Genomic DNA, 11,787 nt, shown 5'->3' with positions numbered 1-11,787 from the left:
CGACCGGCCCCGGCGGGCGCCGCCCCTCGACATCAAACCGATTTCGCGGGGCCGCCAGGGCTTCAGGCCAAGGGCAGGGTTTCAAGGGCAGGGGTTCGAGACAGGACGTCAAGGGCGGGCGTCAGGGGAGGATCTTCAAGGGGCGCACCCGCCGCGTCTCGCCGGCAATGGCAACGGCGAGACGCGAGGTTCGTGGATGCGCGCGGGACTGCACGGATTGCGTGCAAGCGGCCGGCCCGGGCACGCCGGGTCGGCCCTCTTTGGCCAAGCTACCAGCGCCGGCTCCAGCCGCCGCCCCACCCCGGCCCATTGCGCACGAGGCCGATGATGAAGAGCAGCACCAGCGCGCCGATCGTGGCGTTGACGATGGCGGCGAGAAGGCCGCTGCCGAGGTGAACGCCGAGCTGCGGCAACAGCCAGCTGCCGATCACCGCGCCGAGCAGGCCGACGATCAGATCGCCGGCAATGCCGAACCCGGTGCCCCGGAAGATCTGCCCGGCGAGCCACCCGGCGACCAGACCGACCACCAGAATAATCAAAAGGCTTTCGCCCGAAAGCGTCATCGCCAGTCCTCCGAGTTGGGTGCAATCGCAGGTCACAGGCTCGCGGCCGGAGGACGATGCCGACCGGGCCCGGAATGCTGTATAGGTGCGTGACAGGACAACCCGCGCGCGATCCACTTGTTCCGCCGTGTCGGACGACTGGCGGGGCGCAGACAGGGCGGCGCCGAAGGTACATCCTTGCCTCAGAGGTGCACCCTTGACCTCAAAGTGTATGATCGCGCCATGACGACATCGGGCGTTCTCCCCCAGCACGGCGACGCGCACGCCGATCATGCGCCCGCCGATCGTCCGGCCGGGTGCTTCGGTTGCGATCCTGCCGGCCGCGACGCGGCCTCGATCCTCGCCGAGGCCGAGGCAGCGTGCAGCGGCCGCGAGCGGCGGCTGACGCCGATGCGGCGGCGGGTGCTGGAGGCGCTGGCGGCCAGCGAGGTGCCGCTCGGCGCCTACGACATCATGGACCGGCTCGGCCGGCACGGCGTGCGGCCGGCGCCGATCTCGGTCTATCGGGCGCTCGACTTTCTGGTCGCCGAGGGCTTCGTCCACCGGCTGGAGAGCCGCAACGCCTTCATTGTCTGCACCCACCGCCACGGCGCCGGCGAGCCGGTGGTGTTCCTGATCTGCGAGCGCTGCGGCGCCACCGCCGAGGCGAGCTCGCCTGAGATGCAGTGCGCCATCCAGGCCGCCGCCGCCGGCCGGGACTTCGCGGCGCGGGCGCCGGTGATCGAGGTGCCGGGCCTGTGCGCGGCATGCCGGCGGCCGTGAGCGCCTGCGGCAATGTTGCCCCCGGCGGGTCGGCATTGAGGGGACGTTCGCATTGACTGGGAGGCCGCGGTCTCCTACCTCGACGGCAGCGAACGGAGTGGTGCCGATGAACGCGCCCCTGACGGCCCCGGCCGACATCCAACTCGACAACATCCCGGTCAGTCTGGCCGTTTCCGACGCCGGGCCGGCGCCGCGGCGCAAGTCCGTCGCCGTCTCGGTCGGCGGCGTTCGGGTCGGCGGCGGCGCCCCGGTGGTGGTGCAGTCGATGACCAACACCGACACCGCCGATGTCGAGGCCACCGCCGAGCAGGTGGCGGCGCTGGCGCAGGCGGGCTCGGAGCTGGTGCGCATCACCGTCGACCGCGAGGAGGCCGCCGCCGCGGTGCCGCTCATCCGCGACCGGCTCGACCGCATGGGCGTCGACGTGCCGCTGATCGGCGACTTCCATTATGTCGGCCATAAGCTGCTCGCCGAATATCCGGCATGCGCCGAGGCCCTGGCGAAGTACCGCATCAACCCGGGCAATGTCGGCTTCAAGGACAAGAAGGACAAGCAGTTCGGCACCATCGTCGAGATGGCCGCCAAGTACGGCAAGGCGGTGCGCATCGGCGTCAATTGGGGCTCGCTCGACCAGGAGCTGCTGACCCACCTCATGGACATCAACGCCCGCACCGACCGGCCGGCCGACGTGCGCGCGGTCACCCGCGAGGCGATGGTACAGTCGGCGCTGCTGTCGGCGGCGCGCGCCGAGGAGATCGGCCTTGGCCGCGACCGCATCGTGCTGTCGGGCAAGGTGTCGGCGGTGCAGGATCTGATCGCGGTCTATCGCGAGCTCGCCCGCCGGTCGGACTATGCGCTGCATCTCGGCCTCACCGAGGCCGGCATGGGCTCCAAGGGCATCGTCGCCTCGGCGGCGGCGCTGTCGGTGCTGCTGCAGGAGGGCATCGGCGACACCATCCGCGTGTCGCTGACGCCCGAGCCCGGCGCCACCCGCACGCTGGAGGTCAAGGTGGCGCAGGAGATCCTGCAGACCATGGGCTTCCGCACCTTCGTGCCGCTGGTCGCCTCCTGCCCGGGCTGCGGGCGCACCACCTCGACCACCTTCCAGGAACTGGCCAAGACCATCCAGACCTACATTCTGGACCGCATGCCGGAATGGAAGAAGACGCTCCCTGGCGTCGAGACCCTGCAGGTGGCGGTGATGGGCTGCATCGTCAACGGCCCCGGCGAATCCAAGCACGCCGACATCGGCATCTCGCTGCCCGGCACCGGCGAGGCGCCGACCGCGCCGGTGTTCATCGACGGCAAGAAGGCGGCGACCCTGCGCGGCCCGACGATGGCCGCCGACTTCCAGACGATGGTCGAGGAGTATGTCGTGCGCCGGTTCGGCGACGGCACCGGCTCCGCGACGTTCTGAGCACGCCCGGACTGGCGGCGCGCCCGATCCGCCGGACGGAGCGTGGAGCGATTCTACGCAGCATTCCCATCCGCCGCCGCCAGGATGGCCAGCGGGCGGGATTGGCCGTAAAGCACGCGGCCCCGGCGGGGTGCTGCAGCGTTGCTGCGCCTGCAGCGAAAACGCGTCCACAGGAACGTCTTCGAAACGAACGTCTTCGGAACGCTGCGAACGGTCCTGCACAAGATGCCGAAAAAGAATCCGTGCGCGAAAGCGTGCAAGACGTCGTGCAGAACGCCGTGCAAAACCCGATGCGCCAGCCGGTGACAGCGCCCTAACCGAGGCGCCGGTGTGGTGCATCGGACTGGAAAATGCTCTAGAGACGTCGGAACGATTTGCCCCCGGCCGCAAGCCCGCGAACCATTGCCCTGGTCATGAACAACAAGATCGAGGCCGCCCCCTCGGGCCGCGATACGCCGGAGCGTCCGCCAAGCCAGCCGACTCCGGACAGCGCGCCGTCCCCGGAAAGCCCGGCGGGTCCGCCGCCTGCGACTCCGGCATCCGCGAGCCTGCCGCCGCCGGCCGGCGCGGCCGGCCTGCCGGGCGCGCGCGAGCCGGTGAGCCGCGAGCACCGCGTGACCGCGGGGTTCGGCACGCTGGCGCTGGGCTCGCTCGGCGTGGTCTATGGCGACATCGGCACCAGCCCGCTCTATGCGTTCCGCGAAGCGGTGGTGGCGGCGAGCGGCCATGGCGCGGTCGACCGCGCCGCGGTGATCGGCATCCTGTCGCTGATCCTGTGGTCGCTGATCCTGGTGGTGACGGTCAAATACGTCGTCATCCTGCTGCGCGCCGACAACAATGGAGAAGGCGGCACGCTGACGCTGGTGGCGCTGGCCCAGCGGGCGCTGGGGCGCAGCAACAATCTGGTGATTTTGCTCGGCATCGCCGGCGCGGCGCTGTTCTACGGCGATTCGATCATCACCCCGGCGATCTCGGTGCTCTCGGCGGTCGAGGGCCTGGAACTGATCGCCCCGGCGCTGGAGCCGGTGGTGGTGCCGATCACCCTCGTCATCCTGATCGTTCTCTTCGCGGTTCAGAGCAGCGGCACCGGGCGGGTGGCGGCGTTCTTCGGGCCGATCATGGCGGTGTGGTTCGCAACCCTCGCCGCCACTGGGCTGAGCCACATCACCGACGATCCGGCGGTGTTCGCGGCACTCAACCCGCTGGAAGGCGTGGCGTTCCTGTACCGCCACGGCACGGTGGCGCTGATCACGCTGGGCGCGGTGTGCCTGGCGGTGACCGGCGCCGAGGCGCTCTATGCCGATCTCGGCCATTTCGGCAGGAAGCCGATCCGCTTCGCCTGGCTCGGCTTCGTCTTCCCGGCGCTGGTGCTCAACTATTTCGGCCAGGGCGCGCTGGTGCTGGCCCATCCCGAGGCGATCGAGAACCCGTTCTACCGCATGGCGCCGGACTGGGCGCTGATGCCGATGATCGTGCTCGCCACCCTTGCCACGGTGATCGCCAGCCAGGCCGTGATCACCGGCGCCTACTCGCTGACGCGCCAGGGCGTGCAGCTCGGCCTGATGCCGCGGCTGTCGGTGCACTACACCTCCGAAAGCCACGCCGGCCAGTTCTACATGCCGCGGGTGAACTGGTTCCTGCTCGCCGGCGTGGTGAGCCTCGTGCTGCTGTTCCAGCGCTCGGGCGACCTCGCCGCGGCCTACGGCATCGCGGTGACCTCGTCGATGGCGGTGGACGCCATGCTGGCCTTCATCGTGATCTGGCGGATCTGGGGCTGGCACCCGGCCGCCTCGGCGCTGCTGATCCTGCCGTTCCTGTTCATCGACCTGTCGTTCGTGGTCGCCAACACGCTGAAATTCGTCCAGGGTGGCTATGTGCCGGTGGCGCTCGGCCTGTTCCTGGCGCTCCTGATGTGGACCTGGGTCAAGGGCACCCGCATCCTGTTCGAGAAGACGCGCAAGTCCCATGTCGCGCTCACCGGCCTCGTCGCCTCGCTGGAGCGGCGGCCGCCGCCGCGGGTGCCGGGCACCGCGGTCTTCCTCACCACCGACGCCGAGACGGCGCCCAGCGCGCTGCTGCACAATCTCAAGCACAACAAGGTGCTGCACGAGAAGAACCTGATCGTCACCGTCGCCAGCGCCGATGAGCCGCGGGTGGCGGACGACGAGCGGGCGGTGGTGGAATGCCTGTCGCCGAGCTTCATGCGCATCCGGCTGACCTTCGGCTACATGGAATCGCCCAATGTGCCGCGCGGCCTCGCGCTGGCGCGCAAGCTCGGCGTCAGCTTCGACATCATGTCGACGTCATTCTTCCTGTCGCGGCGCTCGCTCAGGCCCGCCGCCGAGCCCGGAATGCCGCTGTGGCAGGACCACCTGTTCATCCTGCTGTCCAAGACGGCGAGCGACGCCACCGACTTCTTCCAGATCCCGGCCGGCCGGGTGGTGGAGGTCGGCACCCAGATCACGGTGTAGCGGCGAAACGGTCCGGGGGCGGGCAGTTCTCGTCGCCGCGGGCGAGCAACGCGAGACCCGGGGCCGTCATCCGAAAAGGCACCCCTTCCTGAAAACGGTCCCGGGTCTCGGCTCACGCCTCGCCCGGGACGACCCCAGTTTCGTCTAAAGCATTCTCCGCAAAAGTGGGAACCGGTTTTGCGAAAGAGAATGCGATAAACCAAGAACTTAGAGCGTCCGCTTGATTCAACCGGATCGGCGGACGCTCTACGCCTTGCGGTCGGCGACGAAACGGGCGGCGGCGGCCAGCATGCCGGCGCGTGCGCCGAACGGCGCGAGCGCCGCGCCCGCTTCGCGCACCAGCTCCTCCAGCCGGGCGTGGGCGCGCTCGGTGCCCATCAGGCTGATCAGCGTCGCCTTGCCGAGAGTTGCATCCTTGCCCACCGCCTTGCCGGTGGTGGCGGCGTCGCCGTAGGCGTCGAGCAGGTCGTCGGCGGTCTGGAACGCCACGCCGCGCGCGGTCGAATAGGCGGCGAGTGCCGCCGTCTCGGCCGCGGAGGCGCCGCCGATCAGCGCCCCGGCATGGCAGGCATAGGCCAGGAGCGCCCCGGTCTTCATCGCCTGCAGCTCCAGCACCTCGGCCTCCGACAGCGCCAGGGGCTTGCGGTCGGCGGCGAAGCGGCCCTCGGCCGCGAGGTCGCGCATCTGGCCGCCGGCCATGCCGCCCACGCCCGAATTGCGGGCGAGCCCCAGCACCAAAGCGATGCGGACCGCGGGGTCGGGATGGGCGGTCTCGCTCGCCAGCACGTCGAAGGCCAGCGTCATCAGCGCGTCGCCGGCCAGGATGGCCGTGGCCTCGTCGAAGGCGATGTGGGTGGTCGGCCGGCCGCGGCGCAGCGCGTCATTGTCCATCGCCGGCAGGTCGTCATGGACCAGCGAATAGCAATGCACCAGTTCGAGCGCGCAGGCCGTCGGCATCGCCGCCTGGAGCGGCACGCCGAACAGCGCGGCGGTCTCCACCACCAGGAACGGCCGGAAGCGCTTGCCGCCGGCGAGCGCGCCGTAGCGCATTGCCGCGACCAGGCGGTCGCTCCCCTTTGCCTCGGGCCCGTCGGCCAGGAGCGTTTCGAGCGCCGTTTCCGTGGCGGCGGCAACGTCGGCGAGGCGGGCCGAAAAGGCGGCCGGGCTGATCACGTTAGACATGCGACAATTTCCCCCCGCCGGGGCGATGCCCGAGCCCGGCCGCCCCGTCAAGCCCGGGCGGCAACCGTGTCGGGCGCCTCTGGCCAAGGGCGAAGCGATCGGCTATAGGCACCTTTCCGATCGGTTTCGCGGACCGCGCGAGCGGGCACCCGCGCTGGAAGTGTTTTCGAGGACCATCATGGCTGTTCCGAAGAAGAAGACCTCGCCGTCGCGGCGGGGCATGCGCCGCTCCGCCGACGGGCTGAAGGCGCCGACCTATGTCGAGGACAAGGATTCGGGCGAGCTGCGCCGTCCGCACCATCTCGATCTCAAGACCGGCATGTATCGCGGCCGGCAGATTCTGACGCCCAAGGCCGAGTACTGATACGGTTTCCGGCCGACCGGGCCGGACAGCCGCATTCCGACCGCCGAAAAATCCCGGTTGCGATCAGGGATTTTTCGGAGAGGCCGCTTCCGGCATCCCGAGGGGATCGACCGGAAACCGTTTGAATGTCGTCTTCGACCGATCCTGGCCGGCGCCGCGCCGGCGGGTGATCGTCCGGGCGTGCGCGGGATCATCAGGGGGCAGCCTGCGCCGTTCCGGCCTTGCCGCACCCGCGGCAGGCGCATGGTGTCCGCCGGGTTGCCCCCGGAGGTTACCGTCGTGGTGGGTTTTCCGCTTCTGCTCATTCCGCTCGCAATCTATTTCATCCTGGCCTTCCTGATGCCGGGGGTGGAGTGGACGGCGGTGATGGCCGACGTGCCGATGATGTCGGGCGCGACCTGGAGGGTGACCTTCTCGGACGCGCTGATCTGCAGCGCGCTGTTCCTGCTGTTTCTCGAAATCCTCAAGGCCACCCGCACGGCGGCGCGCTCGATCGTCGACCATCTCTTGTCGACCCTGATCTTCGTCGGCGCGATGGCGGCCTTCATCACGCTGCCGCAGGCTGCGACCTCGACCTTCGCCATCCTGGTGGTGATCTCGTTCGTCGACGTCATCGGCGGCTGGTCGGTGTCGGTGCGCACCGCCTCGCGCGACTTCAGCGTCCAGCGCCTGTCGGATTGATACGGTTTCCGGCTGATCCGGCCGGGAAACCGTATTCCGATCACAGAAAATCCCGTTACGGAACAAGGGGTTTTCGGCGAGGCCGTTTCCGGTATCCCGAAGGGATCAACCGGAAACCGCCTGACCGCAAGGCCCGGCGGATCACCGCAGGCCGCGGCGCTCCTCCTCGATCACCGAATTGAGCTCGCCGCCATAGACGAAGATCGCCGCGGCGAAATACAGAAACGCCAAGGCGATCATCACCGAGGCGAGGCCGGCATAGGTGGTGACGTAGTTGGACGCGAATTCGGCGAGGTAGCGGCCGAAGGCGGCGCCGGCCCCGAGCCACAGCAGCAGCGTCACCACGATGCCCGGCCACACATCGCCGGTGGTGCGCCGCCCGGCCGGCAGCCACAGGTGCACGACGATCAGCGTCATTATCAGCACCGAGGCCGCCGCCGCCAGCCGGATGAAGGTGACGGTCCAGCCGAGCGGCTCCAGTGCCGGGGCGAAGCGCACCGCGGTGGCCCAGGCGAGCGGCCCGAGCACCACCAGGAACGACACCGCCAGCATCGCCATCGAGCCGACCAGCACGTAGCCGATCGACTCCAGCCGCAGGAAGTACCACGGCCGGGTCTCCTTGACGCTGTAGGCGCGGTTGAGCCCGATGCGCAGCGATTCGACGCCGTTCGAGGCGAAATAGAGCGCCAGCGCCACGCCGACGGTCAGCACGTCGGTGCGCACGTGGGTAAGCACGTTGTGGATCTCGCGGGCGATCGGGGTCGCCACCTGCTGCGGCCAGGCTTCGAGGATGATGCGCACCGCCTCGTCGGCCAGGTCCTTGGAGCCGAAGAAGCCGGCCAGCGCCGTGACGAAGATCAGGAACGGAAACAGCGCCATCAGGCTGGACAGCGCGACGTGGCTGGCCAGCGCCCAGCCGTCATCGTCGACGAATCGCCAGAACGCATCGTAGCCGATTCGCCACAGCCGCAGCATCACACCTCCCCGCCTGTCCGCCGACCCCGGCTTCCGGTCGTTGGGACCGAAAAGAGCGGACAAACCCGACATGAACCAACCCGATGAAGCTAGAGCATCCTCCGCAAGAGCGGATACCGGTCTTGCGAAAGGGGAATGACAATCCGACGACCAATACGAACGGCCCCGGACGCTGACGCGTGGGACCGTTGACGCCCGCGGATTATCTCATCTGAAATCAAAGATTTCGCGAGAATCCGCGACCGGAACCACCGGCCAGATGCCGCGGCCGCTGGCAGTCCGCGGTTTCCGGTCGATCCTCTGGGGATACCGGAAACGGTTTGGCCGAAAACCCCAGTCCTGCAAGAGCCTCTCGATAACGGGATTTTCGGCGGTCGGAAGACGGTTCGCCGGCAAGGCCGATCGGGTGCGCCGCTCCGCCCGGCGCCAACGCCGGCATCAGATCGTCGGTGCCGGCCGGTTTGGCAAGGGCGAAAGCGCCGGTCAGAGCTGCAGCGGCGCGGTTTCCCCGCGCAAGCCGTCTAAGCTATGACCTGAGATCCGCGCCCTGCGCGGGGTCTTGCTCCGATCGGAGCCTCTTGCTCCGCGTGGAGTTTCCGGCGCCCCCTTTTCCGTCCCGCAGGAAGCCCCGATGACTGCCACGACGCTCAACCGGCTCGCGCCGCTGTCCTTCGTGCTGATCTGGTCGACCGGCTGGATCGTCGCCCGGGCGATCGCGCCCTATGCCGACCCGCTGACCTTCCTCAGCGCCCGCTACGCCTTCGCCGGCTTCTGCCTCGCCATCTTCGCCGTGGCGGTGGCCGCCCCCTGGCCGCAGCGGCGGGCCGACATCGGCCACGGCCTGGTGTCGGGGATGCTGATCCACGCGGTCTATCTCGGCGGGGTGTGGTGGGCGGTCGCCAACGGCGTGCCGGCCGGCATGTCGGCGCTGATCGCCGCCCTGCAGCCGATCCTCACCGCCGCCTTCGCCCCCTGGCTGATCGGCGAGCGCATCCGCCCCGGCCACTGGATCGGCATCGTGCTGGGCTTCATCGGCATCGTGCTGGTGGTGACGCCGAAGATCGCCTCGGCCGAGCCCGGCCATATCAGCGCGGTGCTGGTGCCGCTCGCGGTGAATGTCGCGGCGATGGTGTCGGTGACGCTCGGCACCTTCTATCAGAAGCGCTTCGTCGCCACCGCCGACCTGCGGACCACCACCGTGGTGCAATATGTCGGGGCGCTGATCGTCACCATTCCGGCCGCCCTGCTGCTGGAGGACATGCGGCTGGAATGGAACGCGGTCACCATCGGCTGGATGGCGTGGTCGGTGCTGGCCATCTCGATCGGCGCCGTGGCGCTGCTGCTGCTGCTGATCCGCCGCGGTGCGGTAGCCCGCGCCGCAGCCCTGATCTATCTGGTGCCGCCGGCCGCCGCGGTGCAGGCCTATTTCCTGTTCGACGAGACGCTGAGCTGGGTGCAGGTCCTCGGCATGGCGCTCGCCGCTGTCGGCGTGTGGCGGGCAACGCGCGGATAGGCCCGCCTTTCGTCCCATTGCAAACCAATGCACCGGCATTAGGGTGCCGGCCCGCAATTGCCGCAACTGCGAAAGGACACGCCATGAGCAGCGCCGCCGCCCGCGATTTCGCCGATTTCGACATCGTCGCGGCCGCCGCGGCCGCCGCCGCCGCGATGGACCAGCTCCTCGCCGACGCCACGAGCGCGGTGCGGGCGCGCGTCTCCGCCGACGGTCGGCTGTCGTCGGCGGCGCTCGACCGCGAGCAGCGCGCCACCCACGGGCTGGCCTGGCTCGCCACCTACGTCGAGGCCGTGCGCCAGCTCGCCGCCTATGCCGGGCGGATGCAGGATGCCGGCCGCTTCGGCGAGACCGAGGCGCTGCTGGTCGAGATCGGGCTTGGCGAATACCTCGCCCAGGTTTCCGGCGGCATCCCGATGAGCCAGGGCGAGATCGTCCGCTTGGCCGACCTCGGCCTCGATCCGCATCACCCGGCGCTCGCCGCCGAGGCGGTCGGGACGCTGATCGCCCGCGGCAACACCGCCGAGAACCGCGCCCGCCTCACCCAGCTGATGCAGGCGGCGCATGGGTCGGCCACCTTCGGCGACACCGGGCTTGAAGACACCTACGAGCAGATGCGCACCGAGATGCGCCGCTTCGCCGACGCCGAGGTGATGCCGCACGCTCATTCCTGGCACCTGAAGAACGCCTACATCCCGCTCGACCTCGTGGCCAAGATGGCCGAGCTCGGCGTGTTCGGCCTGACGATCCCGGAGGAATATGGCGGCCTGGGCCTCGGCAAGGAATCGATGTGCATGGTCTCCGAGGAGCTGTCGCGCGCCTATATCGGCGTGGGCTCGCTCGGCACCCGCTCGGAGATCGCCGCCGAACTGATCCTCGGCGGCGGCACGGAAGAGCAGAAGCAGGAATGGCTGCCGCGCATCGCCACGGGCGAGGTGCTGCCGACCGCGGTGTTCACCGAGCCCAACACCGGCTCCGATCTCGCCAGCCTGCGCACCCGCGCGGTGCTCCAAGGCGAGGTCTACAAGGTCACCGGCAACAAGACCTGGATCACCCACCCGGTGCGCGCCGACCTGATGACGCTTTTGGTGCGCACCAACCCGGCCGAGCCCGGCTACAAGGGCCTCTCCATGCTGCTGGCCGAGAAGCCGCGCGGCACGGATGAGAATCCGTTCCCGGCCCCCGGCATGACCGGCGGCGAGATCGAGGTTCTCGGCTACCGCGGCATGAAGGAATACGAGATCGGCTTCGACGGCTTCACCGTGCCGGCGGCGAACCTGCTCGGCGGTGTCGAGGGCCAGGGCTTCAAGCAGCTCATGCAGACCTTCGAGTCCGCCCGCATCCAGACCGCGGCCCGCGCCATCGGCGTTGCGCAATCGGCGCTGGAATTGGGCCTGCGCTATGCCGAGGAGCGCATCCAGTTTGGCAAGCCGCTGATCGCCTTCCCGCGCGTCTCCGACAAGCTGGCGATGATGGCGGTGGAGATCATGATCGCCCGCCAGATCACCTATTTCGCCGCGCGCGAGAAGGACGAGGGCAAGCGCTGCGACCTCGAAGCCGGCATGGCCAAGCTGCTCGCCGCCCGCGTCGCCTGGGCCGCCGCCGACAACGCGCTGCAGATCCACGGCGGCAACGGCTTCGCGCTGGAATATCCGGTGTCGCGCGTGCTGTGCGACGCCCGCATCCTCAACATTTTCGAGGGCGCCGCCGAGATCCAGGCGCAGGTGATCGCGCGGCGGGTGCTCGACGGCGGGAACTGAGGGCGCTCGGCAGGCGGTTGCGGCCGACGCGATGGCCGTATCGATCAAGGCACAGACGCCCGTCCGCGCCTTGATCGAATGCCGGTGCAACCAGCGTCG

10 protein-coding genes are annotated in these 11,787 nt (G+C 69.2%); 7 read left to right on the top strand and 3 right to left on the bottom strand.

The genetic code is table 11. The features are described 5' to 3' along the window. Positions 1-269: 269 nt before the first annotated feature. Positions 270-563, bottom strand: coding sequence for a GlsB/YeaQ/YmgE family stress response membrane protein (locus F1193_RS01620; protein WP_150095922.1), 294 nt, complete (start codon positions 561-563; stop codon positions 270-272). Positions 564-785: 222 nt separating this feature from the next. Between F1193_RS01620 and F1193_RS01615 the strand changes: the two genes are divergently transcribed. The 3 genes from F1193_RS01615 to F1193_RS01605 all read left to right on the top strand — a co-directional run bounded on the left by F1193_RS01615 (position 786) and on the right by F1193_RS01605 (position 5,213). Further along, the gene (locus F1193_RS01615; protein WP_150095921.1) at positions 786-1,325 is read left to right on the top strand and encodes a Fur family transcriptional regulator; all 540 of its coding nucleotides are present in this window, start codon (positions 786-788) and stop codon (positions 1,323-1,325) included. 106 nt (positions 1,326-1,431) lie between these two features. After that, positions 1,432-2,742 carry a flavodoxin-dependent (E)-4-hydroxy-3-methylbut-2-enyl-diphosphate synthase gene (ispG, locus tag F1193_RS01610; protein WP_150095920.1) on the top strand — a complete coding sequence of 437 codons (1,311 nt, stop codon included), beginning with the start codon at positions 1,432-1,434 and terminating at the stop codon, positions 2,740-2,742. Between the two features lie 413 nt (positions 2,743-3,155). Further along, on the top strand, positions 3,156-5,213 hold the full coding sequence (locus F1193_RS01605; protein WP_150095919.1) for a potassium transporter Kup: 2,058 nt from the start codon (positions 3,156-3,158) through the stop codon (positions 5,211-5,213). Between the two features lie 246 nt (positions 5,214-5,459). Here the strand turns inward: F1193_RS01605 and F1193_RS01600 are convergent, their stop codons facing one another. Continuing rightward, the gene (locus tag F1193_RS01600) at positions 5,460-6,395 is read right to left on the bottom strand and encodes a polyprenyl synthetase family protein (protein WP_150095918.1); all 936 of its coding nucleotides are present in this window, start codon (positions 6,393-6,395) and stop codon (positions 5,460-5,462) included. Positions 6,396-6,573: 178 nt separating this feature from the next. Between F1193_RS01600 and rpmF the strand changes: the two genes are divergently transcribed. Continuing rightward, on the top strand, positions 6,574-6,759 hold the full coding sequence (gene rpmF, locus F1193_RS01595; RefSeq protein ID WP_150095917.1) for a 50S ribosomal protein L32: 186 nt from the start codon (positions 6,574-6,576) through the stop codon (positions 6,757-6,759). A 282-nt stretch (positions 6,760-7,041) separates the two neighbouring features. After that, positions 7,042-7,440 carry a hypothetical protein gene (locus tag F1193_RS01590; protein WP_246164061.1) on the top strand — a complete coding sequence of 133 codons (399 nt, stop codon included), beginning with the start codon at positions 7,042-7,044 and terminating at the stop codon, positions 7,438-7,440. 141 nt (positions 7,441-7,581) lie between these two features. On the opposite strand, the gene F1193_RS01585 is transcribed toward F1193_RS01590, so the two are convergent. Continuing rightward, complete coding sequence (locus tag F1193_RS01585) at positions 7,582-8,415, bottom strand: YihY/virulence factor BrkB family protein (RefSeq protein ID WP_150095915.1); 834 nt, start codon at positions 8,413-8,415, stop codon at positions 7,582-7,584. Positions 8,416-9,046: 631 nt separating this feature from the next. Here F1193_RS01585 and F1193_RS01580 point away from each other — a divergent pair. Both F1193_RS01580 and F1193_RS01575 read left to right on the top strand, forming a co-directional pair. Continuing rightward, positions 9,047-9,928 carry a DMT family transporter gene (locus F1193_RS01580; RefSeq protein ID WP_150095914.1) on the top strand — a complete coding sequence of 294 codons (882 nt, stop codon included), beginning with the start codon at positions 9,047-9,049 and terminating at the stop codon, positions 9,926-9,928. 83 nt (positions 9,929-10,011) lie between these two features. After that, positions 10,012-11,688, top strand: a complete 1,677-nt coding sequence (locus F1193_RS01575) for an acyl-CoA dehydrogenase family protein (protein WP_150095913.1) — start codon at positions 10,012-10,014, stop codon at positions 11,686-11,688. Positions 11,689-11,787: the final 99 nt, after the last annotated feature.

This window comes from Blastochloris sulfoviridis (genome assembly GCF_008630065.1).
Classification (GTDB): domain Bacteria; phylum Pseudomonadota; class Alphaproteobacteria; order Rhizobiales; family Xanthobacteraceae; genus Blastochloris; species Blastochloris sulfoviridis.
Note: the sequence above shows the minus strand (reverse complement) of the source record. Positions and strands in the feature narration are given on the sequence as shown.

Bases quoted from the DNA above. Each gene is read 5' to 3' on its own strand.
- F1193_RS01620 (WP_150095922.1), bottom strand. From the start codon at position 563: ATGACGCTTTCGGGCGAAAGCCTTTTGATTATTCTGGTGGTCGGTCTG.
- F1193_RS01615 (WP_150095921.1), top strand. From the start codon at position 786: ATGACGACATCGGGCGTTCTCCCCCAGCACGGCGACGCGCACGCCGAT.
- ispG (WP_150095920.1), top strand. From the start codon at position 1,432: ATGAACGCGCCCCTGACGGCCCCGGCCGACATCCAACTCGACAACATC.
- F1193_RS01605 (WP_150095919.1), top strand. From the start codon at position 3,156: ATGAACAACAAGATCGAGGCCGCCCCCTCGGGCCGCGATACGCCGGAG.
- F1193_RS01600 (WP_150095918.1), bottom strand. From the start codon at position 6,395: ATGTCTAACGTGATCAGCCCGGCCGCCTTTTCGGCCCGCCTCGCCGAC.
- rpmF (WP_150095917.1), top strand. From the start codon at position 6,574: ATGGCTGTTCCGAAGAAGAAGACCTCGCCGTCGCGGCGGGGCATGCGC.
- F1193_RS01585 (WP_150095915.1), bottom strand. From the start codon at position 8,415: ATGCTGCGGCTGTGGCGAATCGGCTACGATGCGTTCTGGCGATTCGTC.
- F1193_RS01580 (WP_150095914.1), top strand. From the start codon at position 9,047: ATGACTGCCACGACGCTCAACCGGCTCGCGCCGCTGTCCTTCGTGCTG.
- F1193_RS01575 (WP_150095913.1), top strand. From the start codon at position 10,012: ATGAGCAGCGCCGCCGCCCGCGATTTCGCCGATTTCGACATCGTCGCG.